This is a genomic window from Rhodocytophaga aerolata, assembly GCF_030503435.1.
Classification (GTDB): Bacteria; Bacteroidota; Bacteroidia; order Cytophagales; family 172606-1; genus Rhodocytophaga; species Rhodocytophaga aerolata.
In genome coordinates this window covers 1-6,083 of the sequence record NZ_JAUKPO010000094.1, presented here as the reverse complement: position 1 = coordinate 6,083, position 6,083 = coordinate 1, and the positions used below count along the sequence as shown (strand labels likewise).

Here is a 6,083-nt window from a genome sequence, read left to right as displayed (position 1 = left end):
ACTATTTTGATAAAAATACCGAGTTAATATACGATAAATTAGGCGATATTCAAAGCGAAATCAATCAAATCAGCGTGAATTTTAATGAGATTGCCACGAGCGTAAATTCAGTGGCAAGCGAGAGAAATCTGTTTACTTCCCTTAATGAGGCAAAGATAATGCTACGGGCGATAGAGGTGGAGCAGCAAAGAATACTAGCACTTATGGAAACACTCATTGAGCATTCAGATGATATACGGGAGGAAGAGAGACGCATGAGGGAAGAGAGCAAAAAAGAGATAGAGAGCAATCAAAACCGTAAAGTAGGGGAGTAAGCAGGAAGCTTACATAAAGAGGGCAGAAGGGGGATGAGGGAAATAAATATACAAAGGGAGGCAAAAAAGGAGTTAAAAAAAATCAGGCTCAACTAAAACGATAGCTATGATCGCCAAAATATCCACAGCCAAAAGCATAAAAGCCGTTATTGACTATAATGAGAAGAAGGTAGAGAAAGGGGAAGGTAGAATCATTGGTGGGGATAATATGCGTAACTCCACAGATATTGATAAGCTGAGTTATGAAAAAAAGCTATCAAGGTTTGAGCAAATGATTACCCGAAAGCAGAACACTCAGCATGAGAAAGTAGCTTTTCATGCCTCCTTAAGCCTGGACCCCACAGAGAAGCCCACCGATGAAACGTTAAAAGCCATTGCCTCTGCCTACATGAAGCACATGGGCTATGGCGGGCAGCCTTATTTGATCTACCGGCATGAAGATACCCACCATCCCCATATACACATCGTTTCTACGAGCGTGGACCGGGACGGCAAGAAGATCAATGATTCCAATAACCGTTACCGGTCAGAGGATATAAGAAAGGCCATTGAATAAGAGTTTGGCCTCGTAGTGGCACAAGATAAAAAGAAGGTAGGAATTGATGATCTGACTCCGGTTGAGATGATGCACGGGGTGCAATATGGGAAAACGGAAATTAAGAAAGCCATATCTGATATTGTAAGGCCGGTAGTTTCAGGATTCAAGCTGACAAGCATGCAAGAACTGCAAGCCGTACTTGGGCAGTACAACATCAAAGCAGAAACGGTTAGCGGAGAGAACAAGAATGGCAAATATGAGGGATTAGTCTTTTCAGTGACTGATGAGAACGGGAAGCGTGTTGGTACCGGCATTAAGGCTAGTGAGCTGTATTCAAAAACTTCGATGCACAATTTGAACTTAAAGTTTGAGCATAACAAGGAATCAAAGAAAGAGATTGCCCCAAAAACCGCTTCGGCGATAGAGAAAGTATTTACTTCCCATAAGTCCATCACGAGAGAAGACTTGCAAGCAAAACTAGCCAAGGGGGGAATTAACCTGCAGTATCATGAATGGACGAAAGGCGTGTTTGGTGTGACCTTTATTGACAATGCGAACAGAGCCGTATTCAAAGGATCAGAGCTTGGCAAGGGCTACAGCTGGAACATTTTGCAATCAAGGCTATCAGATACCACCATAGAGAAAAGAGGTATTGACATGCTTGATAAGGAAACTATCAACAAAGGAAATTCTGTTCTAGGAACCATTTTCGATACGCTTAAAAAGGATGAGCAGACCGGAGCCTACTTTGAAAGCCAGATGATCCGGAAATTGCCATTGATGGATTTAGTATCTCCGCTGTTAAAGCAAATGCCTCAACTGGAAAGGTCCGCTGGTGAAGGCGTAGTAAAAGGCTTTGTGGAGTATAAGCAGGGTAAATTAGGAGAGATTGAGCAAAAGGAGAAAGATTACTTTAAAGCAGGGGTAAAGGTAGTAATGAACTTTTTAGACCAGTCACCTAAGAGCTTAACACCTGCTGACCGGATAGCCTTCTTAAACAAGCATGGCTATAAATTACAATCGGGTTCTGGAGGTTTGGTGATAACCCATAGCCAGGGACCACATCTAAAGGTAGGTCTTCCCCAAGAAATGTCCATTAGGCATTTTAATGGAATGCTGCCGGTAGCTAATGAGAAACTGCCAGCCTACAGTAAGGGAGAGAAAGCTTTTATCAAATCTATTGCAGATGGCAAAGCTTCTACCAAAGAGCTGGATCTGTTTTCGTTCCGCTACGATGTGTTCAAGCCCCTGCTTTCAGAAGAGAATAAAAAGCAGGTAGCAAGGCATCTGACAGAAAAGTATGCCAAACAGACCATTGATTTACTCAGTGCGCCTGGAATGAAGGCAAGTGATCTGGCAAAAGAACTAGATAAGCGGGGCTTACAGCTTGTGCCAACAGAGAAAGATGGCAAGGCTAGCTACCGCTTGCAGTATTACAAGATGCCGGAAGGATCAATAGAGATCACCTCAGCTTTTATAGAGCGGCTGCAAAGAGAAGCTTATAAACCAGCGCTCATACCGGCTAGCGCTAAATACAGCGTTTTAAGCGGGCTTTACCAGAGCCTGGATAGAAAGGATGTATCCGGCATTGAGCGTGCTCTAGGAGGCGTAGAGAAGCGAAATCCGGGGTTTTTCTCTGATCTTCGCAGAGAAGTATTGCCCATCCTGCAAAGAGCAGCTAGCAGCGAAGGAGCAGTGAAAGAGAAAACGGAAAGATCAGCTATCCTCCACCTGATAGATAGGATAGAGAAACATCCGACAGATACGCTCAAAGATGTTAAACAAGGCTTGGATAAGGACTTGTCTCAAGTGGGGACAAGAGGGGAAGAAGTGTTCAAGAAAAAAGCCAACGGCGGTGCTGCTGATGGCGATGATGACGGCGTAGAGAGCGACCACCGGAAAAACAAAAAGCGTGGCCCAAGGCTTAGGTAGGTGTTATACAAAGAGTCTATAGTAGTCTTAGTAGATCAAGCAGGCTAAATCCAAAGGCGTATAAATGGGACGTTATATACTAATCCAAGCAAGTTATGTTAAATTTTGATACCTGGTTTAGAGACCGAATGAAAAGTAATTCCTCTAAACTAAGGCTGTTTTCCTATGAAGTTGTGGGACTATGTGTATAAACGCGAATGTAGCTTGTTTTACTTCGTCTGCATAGCTGGTGAGCGGTCTTTAGCGGGCAAGTCATCTATAAATGATTTACTTAGGAATAAAGCTATTCTGGCAATAGCTACGGCATATTTTTTAAGGAGCTGATACCCTTGAAATTTTGATGCTTTTTTCAAAATTTGGGGAGCATGGACAGATTCTTTTTCTGTATAAACAAGCCCAAGTTGTTTAAAGTAAGCATTTGCAGCAGATATAGAGGCAGGTGAGGCCATAAATAAGTGAGCAACGTGCTATTTGCCTTTCTTTGAAAAGCCATGATGATAAGAGATGTTTAGCCCATACATGAAAAAGTGGCGGGTATGGTTATGGGGCAGGCCTTTATGAAGCAAATGGAAATCAAACCCGGCAAACCATTGTTTATACACCCGCTGCCCATAACTAACAATAAAGGCCGGAAACTGCGTTTTGAAACTTGCCTGTTTTTTAAAAAAGCTATCATAAAACTCAAACTTTTTTCCGGTGTTAAACAAGCCGTAAGATACCCCTACATAAGCGTTGGGCCGGCCTAATTTCCCCTTAATATATTTATTTACCCCCATGCGTTGATTGAGGATCAGCCCTCTGATTTTCTTACCCGGATTAAGGTCAGCAAACCGCATTTCATCATAGCGCAAAATGGGCGTATAGTGAAATTCATAAAAGTTTCTTGTTCGCACAGCCGCAGAAAGGCTCAGGCCAAGCCCTTGAATATTGCGCTCATATTGATAAGGCATACAAGGGCCTCCTCCGCATATACTATAGGGTAGATTGAATGGCTGAATGGCAGAAACATCGAATAAGTTACTATTGATGGCGCCCTGCCATTGCAGACCGGCAGATAACCTGAAAGGGGTCCATACTTTTTTTGCAATCGTTTGGGCAAACAGTAGGCTTGGACTAAGCAGTAGAAGCAAAAGCAAAGAATACATTCCTATCCAGCTATTGCTATTATCCTCATTGTTACTTTTCATTTTTTGAAAGGTAGATGCCAAAACCTATGCTAAAGAGCAGATGATGATCGCTGGAGTAAGCATTCGCAAACCGGTTGATTCTATAATCAAGGGCTGCCTGCAGGCCAACAGCAGGTGTGATAAAGTATACTGCTCCAAGGCCCATGCTTACATTGAAGTATCCTTCAGAGTAGCGCACCTGCTCTCTGACATTGGCAACCTCATAGCGGTAAAGGGTGCGAAGGTAACCGATATCCGTTTTAAGGAAAGGCCGCAGCTTTGTGCTTAGAAAATAATAGCGCACAAAGGGAGTAAGGCCAATAGTGGTAAGCGAAGAAGAGCTATATCGCTGGGTTGTTATATTGAAAGGCACCTGCGTTCCAACGACCAGGTTATCTGCCAAAAAGTGGCCGGCAAGCGGGTTTATATCCAGGTAAAACGGATCAGTAAACCGTACACTGCCTGAGCCGCCTAATAGCCAACCCCCTTTGGCAGTCTGGGCCTGCAGAGGAAAGGCGGCCTGCAATGCCCATCCTAGAAGCAGGGCTGCAAAAAGCATTTTCATACATTAAAAGTTAAAAGTTTGTAGCTAGCAAAGTAACGCTCTATTACCTTTATTGGTATAAATGGCCACCAAAAAGGCAATCCGGTATAGGGGGCAAACCGTTTCGTAGAATTTTACTACCTCTAAAGCCTTTCAATAGCCTCCTTTCAGAGAGTTTGTTAAAAAGTTGAATACGGTGTCTGCTCTGTTAGGGAAAAGTTACATTATAACTTCATGTAAGCTACAAAGAGGTTTCTCCAGCGGTAGTAAATGATGCGGCAGTAGCTGGCAATAGCGGTAAAGGCCTATAAGCAGGTAGAAAAAGCTAAATGGATTAAAAGCATCTCTCTCTTTTATGAGCAAGGATGCTTTTTCTTTTTTAGTATTTAGGGAAAAGTGCTTTTAATCCATGCTCTACCGCCTGCTTATATTGCTGCTCTCTATATTGCTGCTCTCCACGCTTCCAGTACTAGTCGGGTTAAGCGGCTATATAGAGTACACAAAGCGGCTGGTGATAAGAAAAAAGCTATTAGGGTGTATGAGTAAGTCTGAGATGAACACCTATGACTTGTTAGCCTATATTGCGCTCACGGGCCTGTTTGTGCTGCTTCCTCTTTTAGTTGGCCGCTGCTTTGCCATGCTAAAGGGGATTGCCCTTGAAGAAGGATTAAAAAACAAAGAAAAAGGTACTATTTAATATAGCGATGTAAAAAAAGACCGTTAAAGCAAGTAATTATATTCTGTTCAACTTTTAACCCAAGGCTAATTTTATGAAAAACACACTCTTAGGCACCCTATTTTTTGTTTTTACTTTCGCTCTATCCCTGCCAGGCTTTAGCCAGGTTAGCTGGGGTATCCAGGGGGGAGGCAATGTTTCTAATTTTCATAGCAGGCCAGGCGTTTACAGAAGCACCCATAACCGGCTGGGCTATCACGGTGGACTATTCGCAGAGATTTCACTTGGCAAGAAAGTATTCTTTCAGCCCTCGCTGCTCTATTCGCTCAAAGGATGGCGATCCAGACCGGAACTTGACGGTGGCCATCAGGGAAGGGTACGCTTTGATTATATAGATATTCCCTTGCTTGTAGGCTACCGGCTCTCGGATAAACTATCGCTGCTGGCAGGCCCGCAGGTTGGAGAGCTGATCAGAGCAACATCTATCATAGGCAGAGATTTAAACTTTGATGTTTCAAGCCAATTCAAAAAAATCGATGCAGGCATTGTTGGGGCCGTTTCCTACAAGTTCACCCCCAGGCTGGGAATGCAGGTTAGCTATAGCTTAGGACTGCGAAGGCTAAATCAAGTGAGCTTTCGCAAAGGGAATGGAAGCTGGAGCACACCCCCTACTGGAAACAACCGGGTGCTTGGGGTAAGTGCCTATTATCTGCTAAAAACGAAAAGATAGCTAGCAGGCCTGCGAGATAAGTATGTTGACTAATTAGCAAAAAGGATAGAGCCTTACGCTCTATTTTTTTTGTTTACATCCATGAGAGGGCTTAGCTGAACGCAGAGCCCGGGTTGAAGCTTTTTAGAAAAATTCGCTCGTTTATAAAAAACATCTTTGCTATAAACCGGCACTTTTTCCCCT

8 protein-coding genes are annotated in these 6,083 nt (G+C 43.4%); 5 read left to right on the top strand and 3 right to left on the bottom strand.

Going from position 1 to position 6,083, the window contains the following annotated elements; translation table 11 throughout:
• From Q0590_RS36320 to Q0590_RS36310, 3 genes are all read left to right on the top strand, one after another.
• On the top strand, positions 1-314 hold a 314-nt coding region (locus Q0590_RS36320; RefSeq protein WP_302042594.1), incomplete at its 5' end, for a hypothetical protein.
• A 106-nt stretch (positions 315-420) separates the two neighbouring features.
• A complete protein-coding gene (locus tag Q0590_RS36315) occupies positions 421-870 on the top strand; it encodes a relaxase/mobilization nuclease domain-containing protein (RefSeq protein WP_302042593.1) in 450 nt (149 codons plus the stop codon).
• A 15-nt stretch (positions 871-885) separates the two neighbouring features.
• Positions 886-2,784: a hypothetical protein gene (locus tag Q0590_RS36310; RefSeq protein ID WP_302042592.1), complete on the top strand. Its 1,899-nt coding sequence runs from the start codon at positions 886-888 to the stop codon at positions 2,782-2,784.
• 209 nt (positions 2,785-2,993) lie between these two features.
• Here the strand turns inward: Q0590_RS36310 and Q0590_RS36305 are convergent, their stop codons facing one another.
• From Q0590_RS36305 to Q0590_RS36295, 3 genes are read right to left on the bottom strand one after another with little or no spacing between them, the layout of a single operon-like run.
• Positions 2,994-3,233 carry a hypothetical protein gene (locus tag Q0590_RS36305; RefSeq protein WP_302042591.1) on the bottom strand — a complete coding sequence of 80 codons (240 nt, stop codon included), beginning with the start codon at positions 3,231-3,233 and terminating at the stop codon, positions 2,994-2,996.
• A gap of 18 nt (positions 3,234-3,251) precedes the next feature.
• Positions 3,252-3,971, bottom strand: a complete 720-nt coding sequence (locus Q0590_RS36300; RefSeq protein ID WP_302042590.1) for a hypothetical protein — start codon at positions 3,969-3,971, stop codon at positions 3,252-3,254.
• Positions 3,961-4,515, bottom strand: coding sequence for a hypothetical protein (locus Q0590_RS36295; protein ID WP_302042589.1), 555 nt, complete (start codon positions 4,513-4,515; stop codon positions 3,961-3,963). Before Q0590_RS36295 ends, Q0590_RS36300 begins: the two co-directional genes overlap by 11 nt.
• 388 nt (positions 4,516-4,903) lie before the next feature.
• On the opposite strand from Q0590_RS36295, the gene Q0590_RS36290 reads away from it, so the two are divergent.
• Together Q0590_RS36290 and Q0590_RS36285 are read left to right on the top strand one after the other, a co-directional pair.
• A complete protein-coding gene (locus Q0590_RS36290) occupies positions 4,904-5,191 on the top strand; it encodes a hypothetical protein (RefSeq protein ID WP_302042588.1) in 288 nt (95 codons plus the stop codon).
• A 73-nt stretch (positions 5,192-5,264) separates the two neighbouring features.
• Positions 5,265-5,900 (top strand): porin family protein, encoded by a 636-nt coding sequence (locus Q0590_RS36285; protein WP_302042587.1) that lies wholly within the window; start codon positions 5,265-5,267, stop codon positions 5,898-5,900.
• Positions 5,901-6,083: the final 183 nt, after the last annotated feature.

Coding starts and splice junctions, on each gene's coding strand:
- Q0590_RS36315 (WP_302042593.1), top strand. CDS start 421: ATGATCGCCAAAATATCCACAGCCAAAAGCATAAAAGCCGTTATTGAC.
- Q0590_RS36285 (WP_302042587.1), top strand. CDS start 5,265: ATGAAAAACACACTCTTAGGCACCCTATTTTTTGTTTTTACTTTCGCT.
- Q0590_RS36300 (WP_302042590.1), bottom strand. CDS start 3,971: ATGAAAAGTAACAATGAGGATAATAGCAATAGCTGGATAGGAATGTAT.
- Q0590_RS36295 (WP_302042589.1), bottom strand. CDS start 4,515: ATGAAAATGCTTTTTGCAGCCCTGCTTCTAGGATGGGCATTGCAGGCC.
- Q0590_RS36290 (WP_302042588.1), top strand. CDS start 4,904: ATGCTCTACCGCCTGCTTATATTGCTGCTCTCTATATTGCTGCTCTCC.
- Q0590_RS36305 (WP_302042591.1), bottom strand. CDS start 3,233: ATGGCCTCACCTGCCTCTATATCTGCTGCAAATGCTTACTTTAAACAA.